At 62.2% G+C, this 16329-nt stretch carries 21 protein-coding genes; 20 read left to right on the forward strand and 1 reads right to left on the reverse strand.

Annotation, left to right across the window (positions count from 1 at the left end; all coding sequences use genetic code 11):
* Positions 1-42 precede the first annotated feature (42 nt).
* Positions 43-519 (reverse strand): pyridoxamine 5'-phosphate oxidase family protein, encoded by a 477-nt coding sequence (locus P775_RS08290; protein ID WP_099910540.1) that lies wholly within the window; start codon positions 517-519, stop codon positions 43-45.
* Between the two features lie 131 nt (positions 520-650).
* Between P775_RS08290 and P775_RS08295 the strand changes: the two genes are divergently transcribed.
* The 20 genes from P775_RS08295 to P775_RS08380 all read left to right on the forward strand — a co-directional run bounded on the left by P775_RS08295 (position 651) and on the right by P775_RS08380 (position 16325).
* A complete protein-coding gene (locus P775_RS08295; protein ID WP_099910663.1) occupies positions 651-1814 on the forward strand; it encodes an isovaleryl-CoA dehydrogenase in 1164 nt (387 codons plus the stop codon).
* 3 nt (positions 1815-1817) lie between these two features.
* A complete protein-coding gene (locus P775_RS08300) occupies positions 1818-2135 on the forward strand; it encodes a hypothetical protein (protein WP_099910541.1) in 318 nt (105 codons plus the stop codon).
* 52 nt (positions 2136-2187) lie between these two features.
* Positions 2188-3789, forward strand: coding sequence for a carboxyl transferase domain-containing protein (locus tag P775_RS08305; RefSeq protein ID WP_099910542.1), 1602 nt, complete (start codon positions 2188-2190; stop codon positions 3787-3789).
* A 24-nt stretch (positions 3790-3813) separates the two neighbouring features.
* Positions 3814-5763, forward strand: coding sequence for an acetyl/propionyl/methylcrotonyl-CoA carboxylase subunit alpha (locus tag P775_RS08310; protein WP_099910543.1), 1950 nt, complete (start codon positions 3814-3816; stop codon positions 5761-5763).
* Positions 5760-6422 carry a glutathione S-transferase family protein gene (locus P775_RS08315; protein ID WP_099910544.1) on the forward strand — a complete coding sequence of 221 codons (663 nt, stop codon included), beginning with the start codon at positions 5760-5762 and terminating at the stop codon, positions 6420-6422. The genes P775_RS08310 and P775_RS08315 overlap by 4 nt, the downstream gene beginning before the upstream one ends.
* The gene (locus P775_RS08320; protein ID WP_099910545.1) at positions 6419-7288 is read left to right on the forward strand and encodes a hydroxymethylglutaryl-CoA lyase; all 870 of its coding nucleotides are present in this window, start codon (positions 6419-6421) and stop codon (positions 7286-7288) included. The genes P775_RS08315 and P775_RS08320 overlap by 4 nt, the downstream gene beginning before the upstream one ends.
* A gap of 60 nt (positions 7289-7348) precedes the next feature.
* Positions 7349-8131, forward strand: a complete 783-nt coding sequence (locus P775_RS08325) for a crotonase/enoyl-CoA hydratase family protein (protein ID WP_099910546.1) — start codon at positions 7349-7351, stop codon at positions 8129-8131.
* Between the two features lie 311 nt (positions 8132-8442).
* A complete protein-coding gene (locus tag P775_RS08330) occupies positions 8443-8808 on the forward strand; it encodes an NADH-quinone oxidoreductase subunit A (protein WP_099910547.1) in 366 nt (121 codons plus the stop codon).
* Entirely contained in the window at positions 8799-9413 is a 615-nt protein-coding gene (locus tag P775_RS08335) for a NuoB/complex I 20 kDa subunit family protein (RefSeq protein ID WP_245875610.1), read from the forward strand. Before P775_RS08330 ends, P775_RS08335 begins: the two co-directional genes overlap by 10 nt.
* Before the next feature lie 34 nt (positions 9414-9447).
* Entirely contained in the window at positions 9448-10056 is a 609-nt protein-coding gene (locus P775_RS08340; RefSeq protein WP_099910548.1) for an NADH-quinone oxidoreductase subunit C, read from the forward strand.
* Positions 10056-10229 carry a hypothetical protein gene (locus P775_RS27995; RefSeq protein WP_180287376.1) on the forward strand — a complete coding sequence of 58 codons (174 nt, stop codon included), beginning with the start codon at positions 10056-10058 and terminating at the stop codon, positions 10227-10229. Before P775_RS08340 ends, P775_RS27995 begins: the two co-directional genes overlap by 1 nt.
* Positions 10230-10365: 136 nt before the next feature.
* Positions 10366-11586, forward strand: coding sequence for an NADH-quinone oxidoreductase subunit D (locus tag P775_RS08345; RefSeq protein WP_099910549.1), 1221 nt, complete (start codon positions 10366-10368; stop codon positions 11584-11586).
* The gene (locus P775_RS08350; RefSeq protein ID WP_099910550.1) at positions 11583-11876 is read left to right on the forward strand and encodes a hypothetical protein; all 294 of its coding nucleotides are present in this window, start codon (positions 11583-11585) and stop codon (positions 11874-11876) included. Before P775_RS08345 ends, P775_RS08350 begins: the two co-directional genes overlap by 4 nt.
* A gap of 7 nt (positions 11877-11883) precedes the next feature.
* Positions 11884-12189: a hypothetical protein gene (locus P775_RS08355; protein WP_143520847.1), complete on the forward strand. Its 306-nt coding sequence runs from the start codon at positions 11884-11886 to the stop codon at positions 12187-12189.
* Between the two features lie 8 nt (positions 12190-12197).
* On the forward strand, positions 12198-13367 hold the full coding sequence (locus tag P775_RS08360) for an NADH-quinone oxidoreductase subunit E (RefSeq protein WP_099910552.1): 1170 nt from the start codon (positions 12198-12200) through the stop codon (positions 13365-13367).
* 29 nt (positions 13368-13396) lie between these two features.
* Positions 13397-14113 (forward strand): NADH-quinone oxidoreductase subunit E, encoded by a 717-nt coding sequence (locus P775_RS28860; RefSeq protein ID WP_245875611.1) that lies wholly within the window; start codon positions 13397-13399, stop codon positions 14111-14113.
* A gap of 14 nt (positions 14114-14127) precedes the next feature.
* Positions 14128-14346, forward strand: a complete 219-nt coding sequence (locus tag P775_RS08370) for a DUF5337 domain-containing protein (RefSeq protein WP_099910553.1) — start codon at positions 14128-14130, stop codon at positions 14344-14346.
* A 3-nt stretch (positions 14347-14349) separates the two neighbouring features.
* Positions 14350-15645: an NADH-quinone oxidoreductase subunit NuoF gene (nuoF, locus tag P775_RS08375; protein ID WP_099910554.1), complete on the forward strand. Its 1296-nt coding sequence runs from the start codon at positions 14350-14352 to the stop codon at positions 15643-15645.
* Positions 15646-15648: 3 nt separating this feature from the next.
* Positions 15649-15825, forward strand: coding sequence for a hypothetical protein (locus P775_RS28000; RefSeq protein ID WP_180287377.1), 177 nt, complete (start codon positions 15649-15651; stop codon positions 15823-15825).
* The gene (locus P775_RS08380) at positions 15825-16325 is read left to right on the forward strand and encodes a DUF3291 domain-containing protein (protein WP_099910555.1); all 501 of its coding nucleotides are present in this window, start codon (positions 15825-15827) and stop codon (positions 16323-16325) included. The genes P775_RS28000 and P775_RS08380 overlap by 1 nt, the downstream gene beginning before the upstream one ends.
* Positions 16326-16329: the final 4 nt, after the last annotated feature.

The raw sequence follows: 16329 nt of genomic DNA on the forward strand, positions 1-16329 counted from the left end.
GCCATCAGAGACAGCAGGGTTTCAGGTCAGACCCGAAACGCGTTAGTTGATAAAGCTGACGGTGCCATGTTCACCCGCATCGGGCGTGCCGTCGGTCATCCGGGCCTTGGCGATTTCGTAAAGGAAGCCCGCGGCACCGCTGGTGGCCCAAACCTCGGCCTTGGTCGGGGTCAGGCGGATCAGGCGGATGTCATCATCTTCGCGCCCGTCTTCGAACCACGCAGCGGCGACCGCGTTCCAGAGCTCGTCCAGTTTGTCGCTGTCGTCCACCTGCGTCACCTGACCATCGACCGTGGCGTACAGGTTCGATTTGGAATCAGCGACAGCGAAAGAAGCTTCGGCACTTGATTCTGCGGCCTTTGCCAAATCGGTATCCTTGGCCGTTATGAACCAGATCGCATTGGCATCGGGATCGGCGTAGGGCGACATCGGCACAGCGCGTGCGCTGCCTGCGCTGAGCAGACCCGCCTGCACATCGTCGAGACGGTTCCAGAAAGCGGTTTTTAGATCGTCGGACATCGTGTCTATCCTTTTGATATTCGTTTTCATTTATGTAACGCTCTGGTTCAGGGAGAGGTTCCGTGGGCACTCGTTATGTTCACCTGTCACGGCTGCGATGACGGGACCGGAGATCAGTTTGGGGGATGACAGTGTTCAACGCGGCAATGAGATTCGATCTGGGTGAGGATGTGAACGCGCTGCGCGACATGGTGCACCGCTGGGCACAGGAGCGGGTGCGCCCGATGGCGGGCGAGATTGATGCGAGCAACGCCTTTCCCCCCGCGCTGTGGCCCGAAATGGGGGCGCTGGGGCTGCTGGGCATCACCGTGCCCGAAGAATACGGCGGCGCCGGGATGGGGTATCTGGCACATGTGATCGCGGTTGAGGAGATCGCGCGGGCATCCGCCTCGGTGTCGCTGTCCTATGGCGCGCATTCCAACCTGTGCGTGAATCAGATCGCGCTGAACGGGACGGAGGAACAGCGGCAGAAATATCTGCCCGGGCTGGTGTCGGGGCAACATGTGGGCGCGCTGGCCATGTCGGAATCCGGCGCCGGATCAGATGTGGTGTCGATGAGCCTGCGCGCGGAAAAGCGCAACGATCGCTATGTGCTGAATGGCAGCAAATACTGGATCACCAACGGGCCGGATGCCGATACGCTGGTGGTCTATGCCAAGACTGATCCAGAAGCCGGATCCAAGGGCATCACCGCCTTTCTGATTGAAAAGACGATGACCGGATTTTCCACCAGCCCGCATTTCGACAAGCTGGGGATGCGGGGCAGCAATACCGCCGAGCTGATCTTTGACGGGGTCGAAGTGCCGTTCGAAAATGTTCTGGGTGAAGATGGGCGCGGGGTGCGCGTGCTGATGTCCGGGCTTGATTACGAACGTGTGGTGCTGGCTGGGATCGGCACCGGGATCATGGCGGCTTGTCTGGATGAGGTCATGCCCTATATGGCCGAGCGCAAACAGTTCGGGCAGCCGATTGGATCGTTCCAGCTGATGCAGGGCAAGATTGCGGACATGTATACGGCGATGAATTCGGCGCGCGCCTATGTCTATGAGGTGGCAAAGGCCTGTGACCGGGGGGATGTGACGCGCCAGGATGCGGCGGCCTGCTGTCTTTATGCCTCTGAGCAGGCGATGGTGCAGGCGCATCAGGCGGTGCAGGCGATGGGCGGCGCGGGGTTTCTGGCGGATGCGCCGGTGGCGCGGCTGTTCCGCGATGCCAAGCTGATGGAGATCGGCGCAGGGACGTCAGAGATCCGGCGCATGCTGGTGGGCCGTGAGCTGATGGCGGCGATGGGCTGAGCGATGCCGCAATGGTTCTGGTTCGTTCCAATCGGTCTGGTGATTGCGCTGGCGGCGGTGACAGGCTGGCGGCACGGCTGGATTGTCGCGAATGTCAGCGAAACGCAGGTGATTGAAGCCTATGCCACACGGTATCTGCAGGACCGGGCGCGGGATGGCACGGGCGCGACGGCTGCGCGCAGCGAGTGCAGCGCGCAGCCGTCGGATCGGGCCTGGATTGTGGTGATCTGCGGGCCGGACGATCCGGCGTTGCGCTACACCTATTACGTGGCCCGCGACGGTCGGCTGAAGCTGCTTGTGGGGCCGCGGGGCCGGGGATGAGGGGCGGTCGTGCCGCCCTTGGGTCGGCGGCCGTGTCAGAGGGGGGATGGATATGAAGCTGAAATCGCAGGCGCTTGTGGGATCAGAGGCCTACAAGGCCAATGTTCAGGGCCATCTGGAGGCGCTGCATCTGGTCGAGGCGGCGGCAGCGCTGGCAATGGCGGGGGGTGGAGAGACAGCCCGGGCGCGGCATCTGGGGCGGGGCAAGATGCTGCCGCGCGAGAGGGTGGCGAATTTGCTGGATCCGGGCGCGCCCTTCCTTGAGGTGGGGGTGACGGCGGCGCATGGGCTCTATGGCGGGGCGGCGCCCTGTGCGGGGGTGATCGCCGGGGTGGGCCGGGTGATGGGTCAGGATGTCATGGTGGTCTGCAACGATGCCACGGTGAAGGGCGGCACCTATTATCCGATGACGGTGAAAAAGCATCTGCGGGCGCAGGAGATCGCCGAGGAGAACCATCTGCCCTGTGTTTACCTTGTGGACAGTGGCGGGGCGAACCTGCCCAATCAGGATGAGGTGTTTCCGGATCGCGACCACTTTGGCCGGATCTTTTACAATCAGGCGCGGATGTCGGCCAAAGGGATTGCTCAGATCGCCGTGGTCATGGGGTCCTGCACGGCGGGGGGCGCCTATGTGCCCGCGATGTCGGATGTGACGATCATCGTGCGCGAACAGGGAACGATCTTTCTGGCGGGACCGCCGCTGGTCAGGGCCGCCACCGGAGAAGTGGTGAGCGCCGAGGATCTGGGCGGCGGTGATGTACACACCCGCCTGTCCGGTGTGGCGGATTATCTGGCCGAGGATGACGCCCATGCGCTGGCGCTGGCGCGGCGGGCGGTGGGATCCCTGAACCGGGTGACGCCGGTTGTGGCGCGGGACACGCCGGAACTGCCCGCCTATGACCCGGAGGAGATCCTTGGCGTTGTGCCAGCGGATCTGCGCACGCCTTATGACATCCGCGAGGTCATTGCGCGGGTGGTGGACGGCTCGCGCTTTGATGAATTCAAGCCGCGGTTCGGTGAGACCCTGGTGAGCGGGTTTGCGAAGATCGACGGATATCCCGTTGGGATCATTGCCAATAACGGTGTCTTGTTTTCCGAGGCGGCGCAAAAGGGCGCACATTTTGTCGAACTCTGCTCTGCGCGGCGTATCCCGTTGGTTTTCTTGCAAAACATCACCGGTTTCATGGTCGGGCGACGGTATGAGAACGAGGGGATCGCGCGGCATGGGGCCAAGATGGTGACGGCGGTGGCGACGACAAGCGTGCCCAAGATCACCATGGTCGTCGGGGGATCGTTCGGCGCTGGAAATTATGGCATGTCCGGAAGGGCTTATGGCCCGAGGTTCATGTGGTCCTGGCCGAATTCGCGCATCAGCGTCATGGGCGGCGCGCAGGCCGCGGGAGTGCTGGCGACGGTGAAGCGCGACGCGCTGGAGCGGTCTGGCGAGAGCTGGTCGGCTGAGGAAGAGGCTGCGTTCAAGGAACCGACGGTGCGGATGTTCGAGGAGCAGTCGCATCCGCTCTATGCCTCAGCCCGGTTGTGGGATGATGGAATTGTGGACCCGAGGATGGCGCGACAGGTGCTGAGCCTGAGCCTGTCCGCCGCGCTGAATGCGCCAATCGAAGAGACACGCTTTGGCGTGTTCCGGATGTGAGCCGGTCCGGGGAGGGACGCCAAGATGTTTGACAGGATCCTGATTGCGAACCGGGGCGAGATTGCCTGCCGGGTGATCGAAACGGCGCAGCGGCTGGGGGTGTCCACTGTGGCCGTCTATTCCGATGCGGATGCGGGCGCGAAACATGTGGCGATGGCGGATCAGGCGGTGCATATCGGCGCGGCGCCACCGTCCGAAAGTTATCTGCGCGGTGAGCGGATCATCGCGGCGGCGCTACAGACCGGCGCGCAGGCGATCCATCCCGGCTATGGGTTCCTTTCGGAAAACCCCGGGTTTGTGGAGGCGGTTGTGGCGGCGGGGCTGGTGTTCATCGGCCCGTCCGCTGATGCGATCCGCAAGATGGGGCTGAAGGATGCGGCCAAGGATCTGATGGCGGCGGCGGGTGTGCCGGTGGTGCCGGGCTATCAAGGCGCGGATCAGGATGCCGGAGTGCTTGCGCAGGCCGCGGAAAAGATCGGCTATCCGGTGCTGATCAAGGCCGTGGCGGGCGGTGGCGGCAAGGGCATGCGGCGGGTGGATCGCGCAGAGGATTTTGCCGGGTCGCTGGCGTCCTGCCGGGCCGAGGCGAAGGGCGCCTTTGGCAATGATGCCGTGCTGATCGAGACGTATATCGAGGCACCGCGCCATATCGAGGTGCAGATTTTTGGCGATGGCCGCCGCGCCGTGCATCTGTTCGAGCGGGATTGTTCGCTGCAACGGCGACACCAGAAGGTGATCGAGGAAGCGCCGGCCCCCGGCATGACCGACGTGATGCGGCAGGCGATGGGGGATGCTGCGGTGCGTGCGGCAGAAACCATAGGATACAGTGGCGCTGGAACGGTCGAATTCATCGTCGATGCCCGCGACGGGCTGCGCGCGGACCGGTTCTGGTTCATGGAGATGAACACGCGGCTGCAGGTCGAACATCCGGTGACGGAATGTATCACCGGGGTCGATCTGGTCGCATGGCAGCTGCGGGTGGCGTCGGGCGAGGATCTGCCCGCACGGCAGGAGGATCTGCAGCTGAGCGGTCATGCGTTCGAGGCGCGGCTTTATGCCGAGGATGTGGCGGCGGGGTTTCTGCCCGCGACCGGACGGCTGGCGCATCTGGCCTTTCCCATGGGGGTGCGGGCTGACAGCGGCGTGCGGTCCGGTGATGTGATCAGCCCACATTATGACCCGATGATTGCCAAGCTGATCGTGCATGGGCCGACGCGGGCGATTGCCCTGCGGCAGTTGTCGCGCGCGCTGGCGCAGTGTCAGGTGGCAGGGACAGTGACGAACCTGGCCTTTTTGGGCGCTTTGGCGGGACATGAGGGGTTTGCGCGCGCAGAGGTCGATACCGGGCTGATCGCGCGGGATCTGGAGGCGCTGACCGAACTGGCAGAAGTTTCGGCCCAGGTGGTGGCGCAGGCGGCACTGGTCGCGGCAGGGTTGGAGCGGATGACCGGCGCCGGAGTGGGCTTTGCCCTGTGGGCGCCGCTGCGGCGGACGATCTTGCTGGGATTTGGCGGGGCAGAGCTGTCGGTTGTGCTGATGTCGCGGGGGCCGGATCTGTGTGAGGTCGAACTGGTGGATGGGCTGGTGCGGGCAGAGCGGATCGACGGGCGCTGGCGCTTTGACGGGATGGCGGGGCATGCGGCGTTTCAGGAAGGCGATATGGTCACGGTGTTTGCCGATTATGGCCGCGCCTTCCGGATCATCGACCCGCTGGAGCGCGCAGCGGGTGGCGCGCCAGAGGCCGGGACTCTGATTGCAGCGCCGATGCCGGGGCTGGTGCGCGATGTCTTTGCCACTGTCGGGCAAGAGGTGAAGAGTGGTGATCGGCTGGCGGTGCTGGAGGCGATGAAGATGGAACATGCGCTGGTTGCGGTGCGCGACGGGGTGGTGGCCGAGGTTCTGGTGGCGGCGGGTGATCAGGTTGATGCCGGGGCGGTGCTGATCCGTCTGGAAGAGCCGGAGGATGCGGCATGATCCGTCTGCACCATGTGGCGTTTTCGCGCTCCTTCCGGGTGCTCTGGCTGCTGGAGGAGCTGGGGCTGGAGTATGAGGTCATACATTATGACATCCGCGACGGATCGCTGCGCGGGGCATTTCAGGAACTGTCGCCTGCGGGGCGGGTGCCCGCGCTGGAGACCGGCGATCAGGTGCTGTTCGAAAGCGGCGCGATACACGAGTATCTGACGGAGACCTATCCGAGGGCCGGTCTGGGCCGTGCGGCTGGAACGATCCAGCGGGCGCGGTTTCTGGAGATGCTGCATTTTGCCGAGACGATGGCGGGCTGTATCGAGCAGCTGAACATGCAGCATGTGTTTCTGCGCGACCCGGCGCAGGCCTCTGCCATGGTGATCAAGCTGGTGACGGCGCGGCTGGCCGGAACCCTGAAGGCGCTGGAGCGGCTGCTGGAGGGGCAGGCGTTTCTGCTGGCCGACGGTTTCAGCGCGGCGGATACGATGATGGGATTCAATCTGTTCGCGGCGCCGTATTTTGTACCGCTTGACGGATTGGCGGGATTGCTGGCCTATCGCGCGCGGCTGGAGGCGCGTCCTGCCTATGGGCGGGCGCGGGCGCGGGATGGCGCGCAGAAATTCTATGACCGCGCCTTTTATCCAGTGCCGGAGCTGGGCGCATGAGCGATTCTGTTGAGATCTTCGAGGTCGGGCCACGGGACGGGCTGCAGAACGAAGCGCGGCTGATCCCGGTGGCGGAAAAGATCGCGCTGGTGGATCTGCTGGGGCAGGCGGGGTTCAAGCGGATCGAGGTTGCGTCTTTTGTGAGCCCGAAATGGGTGCCGCAGATGGCGCAATCCGGCGCAGTGCTGGCAGGGATCCGGCGGGTGCCAGGGGTGTCCTATGCGGCGCTGACGCCCAACCTGAAGGGATTTCAGGCGGCGGTTGCGGCAGGGGCGGATGAGGTGGCGATCTTCGGCTCTGCCTCTGAAGGGTTTTCGCGGGCGAATATCAATGCCTCGGTTGCAGAGAGCCTGGAACGGTTCGGGCTGGTGACCGAGGCGGCGCGGCAGGCGGGGTTAGTGGTGCGGGGCTATGTGTCCTGCGCGATGGACTGCCCCTATGACGGGCCGGTCGCGCCAGAGGCCGTGGTGCGCGTGGTGGCGGCCCTGCTGGAGATGGGTTGTTACGAGGTCTCTGTTGCGGACACGCTTGGGCGGGCAAGCCCGGAGGCGGTGGACGCCATGCTGCACGCGGTGACCGAGGCGTTTGGCGCCGCGCGGCTGGCGGCGCATTTCCATGATACGGGTGGGGGGGCGCTCGAAAATATATCGGTTGCGCTGGCGCGCGGGATCCGGGTGTTCGATGCGGCGGTGGGGGGGCTGGGCGGCTGTCCCTATGCGCCGGGCGCCAAGGGCAATGTGGCAACCGAGGCGGTGGCCGCGCATCTGGCGGCGCTGGGATATGAGACCGGACTGGACAGAGCGGTTCTGGCAGAGGCAGCGCAGCTTGCACGGGCGATGCGGCTGGGGGATGCAAAACTATTGTGAATAGTTTTGCCAAAAGTCTTTGAAGACTTTTGGGGTGCAGGCACGAGAGGGAAAGACGTCATGGCGGAACTGGTACAGGTGGTGCGGGACGCGCGGGGGGTGGCCTGGCTGCGCCTGGAACGGCCAGAGAAGCACAATGCCCTGTCGGCAGAGATGCTGGAACAGCTTGAGGTCGCGGCGCGGGGGCTGGGGGCGGATCCGTCGGTGCGGGTCGTCGTGCTGGCCGCGTCGGGGGCAACGTTCTGCGCGGGGGGCGATCTTGCCTGGATGCGCGCGCAGTTCGACATGGATGACGACACGCGGCGACGCGAAAGCCGGCGCATCGCGACGGCATTGGGGGCGCTGTCCGATCTGACGCAGCCGCTGATCGGGCGTATTCAGGGCAATGCCTTTGGTGGGGGTGTCGGTCTGGCGTCGGTCTGTGACGTGGCGATCGGGGTTGTGGGGGGGAAGATGGGGCTGACCGAAACCCGGTTGGGGCTGATCCCGGCCAATATCGGACCCTATGTTATTGCCCGCATGGGCGCGGCGCGCGCGCGCGAGGTGTTCATGTCCTCGCGCGTCTTTGGCGCAGAAGAGGCTGTGCGTCTGGGGCTGCTGAGCCGGGTCGTTGCGGCAGAGGCCCTGGATGATGCGGTCGAGGCCGAGGTTGTGCCTTATCTGTCCTGCGCGCCCGGAGCGGTGGGCGAAGCCAAGGCCCTGCTGCGCGCGCTGTCAGGGCAGGTCAGTGACGCGCAGATAGATCTGGCCATCGACGCGCTGGCAAAGCGCTGGGAAAGTGATGAGGCACGAGAAGGGCTTGCGGCGTTTTTCGACAAGCGCGCACCGGGCTGGAGCCTCTAAGCACCAGAGATGAGTCTGTAAACACAGAGGTGAGTCTGTGCCCCCGGGGACAACTGCGCGGCCTGCCAACCGCAGGCGCGACCCATCCGCGCGCACGCAAAACAGGCAGATATCGAAAATTTTAGGCCCATCCTTTTGTAAGTGTTAAACAATTTCGGCTTACTTGCTTGAATCAGAAGTGTTTTTCATCAAGCTTGAATGCTGTTGCCTTGGTTGACCCGGGCCGCGGGCGGCGATAAGTCAGTGCTCAAGTCAACCTAGCCACTTGACGGATGCGCCCCGAAGCGGCGCCGTTGGAAAGGAGCCACCTCGTGGAAGAGATGCTGAGGGAATACCTCCCCATCCTTGTTTTTCTGGCCATTGCCATCGGATTGGGCCTTGTGCTGATCCTGGCCGCCTTGGTCATCGCCGTGCGCAACCCCGACCCCGAAAAGGTGAGCGCCTATGAGTGCGGCTTTAACGCGTTTGATGATGCGCGGATGAAATTCGACGTGCGGTTCTACCTCGTGTCGATTCTCTTTATCATCTTCGATCTTGAAATCGCGTTTCTGTTTCCTTGGGCCGTTGCATTCCAGGATGTGAGCATGGCGGGATTCTGGTCGATGATGGTGTTCCTGGGCGTGCTGACCATCGGCTTTGCCTATGAGTGGAAGAAAGGGGCGCTGGAATGGCAGTGACCGACGAAAAGATCGTGACAGACGTGCAGGGCGACGGTCTGCAGTCGCCGCGCGTCAAATCCGCGCCCTCCGTCAAGTCGCCTTATGGGCTGAACACGGCCGGTGGTGACAACGAAGTCGCGACTCAATCCCTGAACGCCGAGTTGGCGGACAAGGGGTTTTTGCTGACCTCGACCGAGGATATCATCAACTGGGCGCGCACCGGTTCGCTGCACTGGATGACATTCGGTCTGGCCTGCTGCGCGGTCGAGATGATGCACACCTCGATGCCGCGCTATGACCTTGAACGCTTTGGCACGGCGCCGCGCGCAAGCCCGCGTCAGTCGGATCTGATGATCGTTGCGGGGACGCTGACCAACAAGATGGCACCGGCCCTGCGCAAGGTCTATGATCAGATGCCAGAGCCGCGATATGTCATTTCGATGGGATCCTGCGCCAATGGCGGCGGATACTATCACTACAGCTATTCCGTGGTGCGCGGTTGTGACCGTATCGTGCCGGTCGACATCTATGTTCCCGGCTGCCCGCCGACCGCAGAGGCGTTGCTGTACGGGATCTTTGCGCTGCAGAAAAAGATCAGACGGACCGGGACCATCGTGCGCTGAGGCGTGCGCACCCCCCGATGAAGGAGACGACAGGATGACGGCAGCACTGCAGGAACTGGGCGGGCATATCGAGCTCAAGCGCCCGGATTGCGTTCTTGGCTGGGACGTGACCCACGGAGAGCTGAACATCGACGTGGCGCCGTCCAACGTGCGCGGTCTGGTGGATTTTCTGAAGGCCGATAACAGTTGCCGGTTCACCTCGCTGGTGGATATCACGGCGGTGGATTACCCCGAGCGGGCCAAGCGGTTCGACGTGGTCTATCACTTTCTGTCGATGTATCAGAACCATCGCATCCGCCTGCGCGTCAGCATCCGCGAAGAGGATATGGTACCGTCGATCACATCCGTGCATCCCAGTGCCAACTGGTTCGAGCGCGAGATTTTCGACATGTTCGGCGTGCTGTTTTCGGGCCATCCGGATCTGCGCCGCATCCTGACGGACTATGGCTTTCGCGGGCACCCGCTGCGCAAGGATTTCCCGACCACGGGTTATACCGAAGTGCGCTATGACGAACAGCAAAAGCGCGTAGTCTATGAGCCAGTGAACCTGGTGCAGGAGTATCGGCAGTTCGATTTCATGAGCCCGTGGGAAGGTGCGCAATACGTGCTGCCCGGCGACGAAAAGAAAGAGGCGGCCAAGTAATGGGCGGTTTGTGGTGGCTGATCCTTTCGGCGCTGACAGCGATCCCGATGATCAAGCTGCTGCCGTTCTTTGGGATCAACAAATGGTGGGCGATGGTCTGTCTTGTCCCGCTGGGCACCATTGCCCTGCTGTGGTGGATGGGCCTGAAGCTGAAAGAGTTGGAGAAGCTGTGATGATCCCATTTTTGAGCGAATTTCTTGGGCTTGCAGCCGCCGCGCTGGCGCTGGGTGGCAGTATGGCTTTGGTACAAAATCGCAGGGTCTGCGCGACGCAGAACTCTGATGTGACGCGGGATAAGGGGAGACGATGATGGATGGCTCCAAAGGTTTTGATGACGCCCTGACGGGCGAGCAGAAGATCCGCAATTTCAACATCAACTTCGGCCCGCAACACCCTGCGGCACATGGCGTTCTGCGTCTGGTGCTTGAGCTGGACGGCGAGATCGTGGAACGGTGTGATCCGCATATCGGCCTGCTGCACCGCGGCACCGAAAAGCTGATGGAGTCGCGCACCTATCTGCAGAACCTGCCGTATTTTGACCGGCTGGACTATGTGGCGCCGATGAATCAGGAACATGCCTGGTGTCTGGCCATCGAAAAGCTGACCGGGGTCGAAGTGCCGCGGCGTGCCTCGCTGATCCGGGTGCTCTATTCCGAAATCGGGCGCATTCTGAACCACCTGCTGAACGTGACGACTCAGGCCATGGACGTGGGCGCGCTGACGCCGCCGCTCTGGGGTTTTGAGGAACGCGAAAAGCTGATGATCTTTTACGAGCGGGCGTCTGGCGCGCGTCTGCATGCGGCCTATTTCCGGCCCGGCGGCGTGCATCAGGATCTGCCCGCCGATCTGATCGACGATATCGACACCTGGGCGGATGAATTCCCGGCCAAGCTGCAGGATATCGACGATCTGCTGACGGAAAACCGGATCTTCAAGCAGCGCAATGCCGATATCGGTGTGATCACCGAGCAGGACATTCAGGACTGGGGGTTCTCTGGTGTGATGGTGCGCGGATCCGGCCTTGCCTGGGATCTGCGGCGCGCGCAGCCCTATGAATGTTATGACGAATTCGAATTCCAGATCCCGGTTGGCAAGAACGGTGACTGCTATGACCGTTACCTTGTCCGCATGGAAGAGATGCGTCAGTCGCTGTCGATCATCAAGCAGGCCATCGTCAAGCTGAAGGCCCCCGAGGGGCAGGGCGAAGTTATGTCGCGCGGCAAGATTTCTCCGCCGTCGCGCAGCGATATGAAAACCTCGATGGAGGCGCTGATCCATCACTTCAAGCTTTATACCGAAGGCTTCCACGTGCCTGCGGGCGAGGTCTATGCCTCTGTCGAGGCGCCCAAGGGCGAATTCGGCGTGTATCTTGTGGCCGATGGCAGCAACAAACCCTACCGCGCCAAGCTGCGCGCGCCGGGCTTCCTGCACTTGCAGGCGATGGATTATGTGGCGACCGGTCACCAGCTGGCTGATGTGGCGGCGATCATCGGGACTATGGATATTGTGTTTGGGGAGGTCGACAGATGAACAGATTTCTGGGCGCTTCTGCCATTTTTGCCCTGCTGTCCGCCTGCGCCATGCCGCCCGAAGGTGTGGATGATGCAAGCCTTGCGATGTTTGACGCGGCTGTCGCGTCAATCGGCTGCGATATGTCGAGCGAAGAGGATTACATCCCCGTCGAGCTGCAAACCGGTCTGAACCGTCAGCAGGTGCTTGATATCGCCGCGTACAAGATCGAGACCAAAGACGGCGTGGCCCTGTCGAACGGCGGCTTCCGCCTGAAGACCGGCGCTTGCGCCGACACTGGTCTGGTCTGATATGGGGTTGCGGTTCTTTCCTGTGGCGGTGGCGCTGCTGCTGGCGGGACAGGCCGTGGCCAAGGATATCGGTGTGTCGGATTTTGCCTACGCCTCTGAGCTGTCGGAGGAGGGATATGAACCCTTTGCCACCAGCGGCGCCGGGAATGCTCTTTTTGGCATGAAACGGGACACGGATCTGTATCTGTGCTTTATCGCCGACGAACCGGCCGCCTCTGCCCAACGCCAAGGGGTTCTGGTCGCCGAAGTCAATGGAACGAACCCCGACCGGGAGGTGCCCAACATCCCCGTCGTCTGCGTGCTGACGCAATAGGAAATGATATGCTGAGACGCCTTCACAAAGAACAACCTGCGGCTTTTGCCTTCACTCCGGACAACCTGGCCTGGGCCGAGGCGCAGATTACCAAGTATCCCGAGGGCCGTCAGGCCAGCGCGATCATTCCGCTGCTGTGGCGCGCGCAGGAGCAGGAGGGCTGGCTGACCCGTCCGGCGATCGAAAAGGTCGCCGACATGCTGGGCATGGCCTATATGCGGGCACTGGAAGTGGCGTCGTTCTACTTTATGTTTCAGCTGCAACCTGTTGGTTCCATTGCAAACATTCAGATTTGCGGCACGACCTCCTGCATGATCTGCGGGGCAGAGGACCTGATGGTTGTCTGCAAGGACAAGATCGCCGCCAAGCCCCATACCCTGTCCGCCGATGGCAAGTTCACCTGGGAAGAGGTAGAATGCCTTGGCGCTTGCGCAAACGCGCCCATGGCCCAGATCGGCAAGGATTATTACGAGGATCTGACGACAGAGCGTTTTGCGGAGATTCTGGATGAACTGGCCGCCGGCCGTGTGCCGCTGCCGGGTCCGCAGAATGGCCGGTATGCCGCCGAGCCCAAATCAGGGCTGACCAGCCTGACCGAATTTGCCAAGGACCGCGCTCAATATAACGCAAGCGTCCAGTTTGCAGTGGATATCGGCGACACGGTCAAGCGGATCGACGGCACCGAGGTGCCCCTGGTTGCGCCCTGGCAGGATCGGTCGGACAAAAATGGTTCAGCTGAGCCCGATACCTCTGGTCCGGTTCTGTCCGAGGATACGCCCGTTGATGAAACCGGCGTCGACAAACGCGCGGCCCCGGTTGAAGGCACGGGACATCCCCGAGCGAATGAGCCCGCCCAAGAGGCGGTAATCGCGTCAGAGGGCGAGGGCACGCAGCCTGCGAGCCTGAGCGCGCCGCGCGACGGTGGGGCGGATGACCTCAAGGCGATCAAGGGCGTTGGTCCGAAAGTCGAAAAGATGCTGAACGATATGGGTGTTTACCATATCGACCAGATTGCGGGCTGGTCGGCCGAGGAGGTCAGTTGGATCGATCAGAACCTGGAAGGGTTCAAGGGACGGGCGACGCGGGACGACTGGGTTGCGCAGGCGCAGGCCGTGATATCTGAAAACGAGACGGAGTCTTCTTCCCGTGTTAAAAAGGGTGACGTGGACAACACGTAAAACCCAAAACACGGATAGGGAGAAAGAGAATGAGTCATCAGAACAAAGGGTTGAGTTGCGCAACGGGGTGCTGGGCCATGGCGGGTGCCATCGGTTTCGCGTCACTGGTTCTGCTTCTGGTGGTCGGGAATACGTCCTGGATCGGATCGATCTTCCTGAGTGTGGTGGCAACCGGCGTGCTGGGGCTGATGTTCTCTTATCTTTTCTGTCGGCCCTTGCCGGGGCCGGTTGTGACCACCGCGACTGCGCCGAGGGCAACGTCGGCGACCCCGGCGCAGTCGGTGTCGGACGCAAAGCCCGAGGTTGCCACAGTGTCGGCAATTGCGGACAGCGAGGCGGGCGCGCAGGTCAAGCCGTCCAAAATGCTTGCCGGGCAGGATGAGTTGGCGACCCGCAAGGGAAGCTGGAAATACGACGCACCTGCTGCGGAAGAGGTGGATACGCCTGGGAACGACAGTGGTGACAAACCCGCTGCGCTGACGGCGCCACGGGGTGGGGTTGCGGATGATCTGAAAAAGATCAAAGGGATCGGGCCGAAACTGGAAGAGACCTGCAACAGCATGGGCTTTTATCATTTTGACCAGATCGCGGCCTGGAGCCCGGCGCAGGTGGCTTGGGTGGATGAGAACCTTGAAGGCTTCAAGGGACGCGTAACCCGGGACGATTGGGTGGCGCAGGCAAAGGCCCTGGCGGCAGAGGCGGGGACAGCGGTCCGCGAAGATGTCAGCGCAGGTAACGGAACGTAAAGGGGCGATAGGGCATGAGCCAGGATGAGGATTTTCAACGGCAGGGGCGCATCGTGGCGCTTGTTGTTGCCGGTGTGGGTCTTGCCTGGGTCATCGTGACTGGCCTCGGGGCGGCGCTGGACTGGAGCCAGCGCACGCGCGCCTTTTTCGATCTGGCAGCACTTGCCGGGTTCGGAACGGGCATATGGATGATTTATGGACTCTGGCGCATGCGCCAGAAGAACAAGGACTAGGCGATGCTGCAGGATCAGGACCGGATTTTCACAAATATCTACGGTATGCATGACCGCACGCTGAAAGGCGCGCAGGCGCGGGGCCATTGGGATGGCACCAAGGGGATCCTCGACAACGGGCGCGACTGGATTGTCGACCAGATGAAGAAGTCCGGTCTGCGCGGACGCGGCGGTGCAGGTTTTCCGACCGGCCTGAAATGGTCGTTCATGCCCAAGGAAAGCGACGGTCGCCCGTCCTATCTGGTGGTGAATGCGGATGAATCCGAGCCCGGCACCTGCAAGGACCGCGAGATCATGCGCCACGACCCGCATACGCTGGTCGAGGGCTGTCTGATCGCGAGTTTCGCGATGCAGGCCAACGCCTGCTACATCTACATCCGTGGCGAATATATCCGCGAAAAAGAGGCGCTGCAGCGCGCGATTGATGAGGCCTATGATGCCGGTCTGATCGGCAAGAATGCCTGCGGGTCGGGCTATGATTTTGACCTATACCTGCATCACGGGGCGGGCGCCTATATCTGTGGCGAGGAAACCGCGCTGCTGGAAAGCCTTGAGGGCAAAAAGGGTATGCCGCGCATGAAGCCGCCGTTCCCGGCGGGGTCGGGTCTGTATGGCTGCCCGACCACGGTGAACAACGTGGAATCCATCGCCGTCGTGCCGACGATCCTGCGGCGCGGACCGGAGTGGTTTTCGTCCTTTGGCCGCCCGAACAATGCCGGCACCAAGCTGTTCGCGATCTCGGGCCATGTGAACAATCCCTGCGTCGTCGAAGAGGCGATGTCGATCACATTTGAAGAGCTGATCGACAAGCATTGCGGCGGCATTCGCGGCGGCTGGGACAATCTGAAAGCGGTCATTCCGGGCGGATCGTCGGTGCCCTGTATCCGTGGCGAGTTCATGAAAGACGCGATCATGGATTTCGATTATCTGCGCGAGCAGCGGTCGGGTTTGGGGACGGCGGCGGTGATCGTGATGGATCAGTCGACGGACATCATCAAGGCAATCTGGCGTCTGTCCAAGTTCTACAAACACGAAAGCTGCGGGCAGTGTACGCCCTGCCGTGAAGGCACCGGCTGGATGATGCGTGTGATGGACCGTCTGGTGACCGGTGAGGCGGATGTCGAAGAGATCGACATGCTGTTGGACGTGACCAAGCAGGTCGAGGGGCACACGATCTGCGCGCTTGGCGATGCGGCGGCTTGGCCCATTCAGGGCCTGATACGCAATTTCCGGGACGAGATCGAGGACCGCATCAAGCACAAGCGCGGTCCGCGTCAGACCACCATAGCGGCGGAATAAGACATGGAATGTAGTGGGTGTTTTTTTTGGGATACGGGCAGCTTTACCGGAGCGGGATATTGCCGTCGCAATCCGCCGTCGGTCGAGCTTAACCAGACCGGGACAGTGACAGATTCGGCCGTCTGGCCGGTGACCAAGTCCTATGACTGGTGCGGCGAATACGTCGAGAGAGACAAGTGATGACAGTCAACCCCGGTTACCATCTTGCAGAGTTGAACATCGGGCGCCTGCTGGCCCCGACAGAAGATCCGCGCGTCGCCGAATTCATGAACGCGCTGGACCGGGTCAACGGCATGGGCAAGCGGATGCCGGGGTTCGTGTGGATGATGGAAGGGTCGGGTGAGCCCGGCACAGGGAACACCGAGGCAAAGATTGGGGGCGATGCGCAGGTCGTGAGCAACCTCACGGTCTGGGAATCGGTGGAAACCCTCGAGAAATTTGTCTGGGACACGGTGCATCGGCAGTTTTATGAACGCCGGGCAGAGTGGTTCGAGGTTCTGGGCAAGATGCATTTCGTCATGTGGTGGGTGCCCGAGGGGCACAGACCGACATTGGACGAAGCCCTTGATAAACTTGCGCTGCGCGAGACGCAGGGTGATACGGACGCAGCCTTTGGCTGGGCCTGGCTGAAAGAGGCGCAGCGGTGGAAGACCCATCAGTGCGCCGTTGCGGCGGAGTAGAGAA

The sequence above is a fragment of the Puniceibacterium antarcticum genome (assembly GCF_002760615.1).
Taxonomy (GTDB): Bacteria; Pseudomonadota; Alphaproteobacteria; order Rhodobacterales; family Rhodobacteraceae; genus Puniceibacterium; species Puniceibacterium antarcticum.